Consider the following 958-nt stretch of genomic DNA (forward strand, 5'->3'; position numbering starts at 1 on the left):
TTGCAAATTTGCAATCTGGAAAAACAACAAATGGTGGGCTGCCAAGAAAAAAGAGCCGACCAAAGCTGTGGTGTCTGCGCTGCTGAACGATGGCTGTGTCCATGTGACGGGGCTATATTCGGAGAAAACCGGCAAGACCTACGATGCCACTGTGGTTTTGGAGGACGATGGACAGTATGCCAATTTCAAGCTGGAATTTGATCAGCGGAAAGGAGGCAGCCGATGAAGCTCTCTTTAGTGGAACGGGAAACCATTCTCCTCTATAACCAGGCAGAACCAATGGCTGAGGTCTACACTCATGATCCTTGTCTGATGGAGAAGCTGGAACTGCTGGCAAAAAAGCACCCCGACCAGATCACCCGAAAGGACGCCCATAACTTTACCGTCCCCAAGCGGTGTGTATCAGTCCGGGAGCCATACAGCGCCGAGCGTCGCAAAGCTGCCAGTGAGCGTGCGAAAGCCGCCGGATACCAGCCCCCTGTGAAAAAGTCCGGTAGTTAAAGGCACATGGCAGAGAATGTATTTGAAGCGGTCAAGCAGTCGGTCAGCACCAGAGAAGCGGCAGAGTTTTACGGGATAAAAGTCAGTCGAACTGGTATGGCCTGCTGTCCTTTTCACGATGATAAGAACCCCAGCATGAAGGTAGACCAGCGGTTCCACTGCTTTGGCTGCGGTGCAGATGGGGATGTGATCGACTTTACCGCAAAGCTCTTTAACCTCTCCCCAAAAGAAGCGGCGGAGAAACTGGCACAGGACTTTGGCCTGATCTATGACAGTCAGGCCCCGCCCCGCAGGAGATATGTCCGGCAAAAAACCGAGGCACAGAAGTTTCGGGAGGATCGACAGCGCTGTTATCGCGTACTGTCCGATTACTACTATCTGCTGAAAAAATGGGAAGCCGACCGTTCTCCCAGGACACCGGAGGAAGAACCGCACCCCCGTTTTGTGGAAGCAATCC

2 protein-coding genes and 1 pseudogene are annotated in these 958 nt (G+C 52.8%); all 3 read left to right on the forward strand.

What is annotated here, in order from left to right; translation table 11 throughout:
• A pseudogene (locus tag OCV62_RS18830) lies at positions 1 to 226 on the forward strand (DNA topoisomerase III); the annotation flags it as partial.
• Entirely contained in the window at positions 223 to 501 is a 279-nt protein-coding gene (locus tag OCV62_RS18835; protein WP_158436415.1) for an immunoglobulin, read from the forward strand. The pseudogene OCV62_RS18830 and the gene OCV62_RS18835, both read left to right, overlap by 4 nt.
• 6 nt (positions 502 to 507) lie before the next feature.
• Positions 508 to 958, forward strand: a 451-nt coding sequence (locus tag OCV62_RS18840) for a CHC2 zinc finger domain-containing protein (protein WP_262588268.1), incomplete at its 3' end; no start/stop codon positions are given.

This window comes from Gallintestinimicrobium propionicum, assembly GCF_025567525.1.
In the GTDB taxonomy this organism is placed as follows: Bacteria; Bacillota; Clostridia; order Lachnospirales; family Lachnospiraceae; genus Gallintestinimicrobium; species Gallintestinimicrobium propionicum.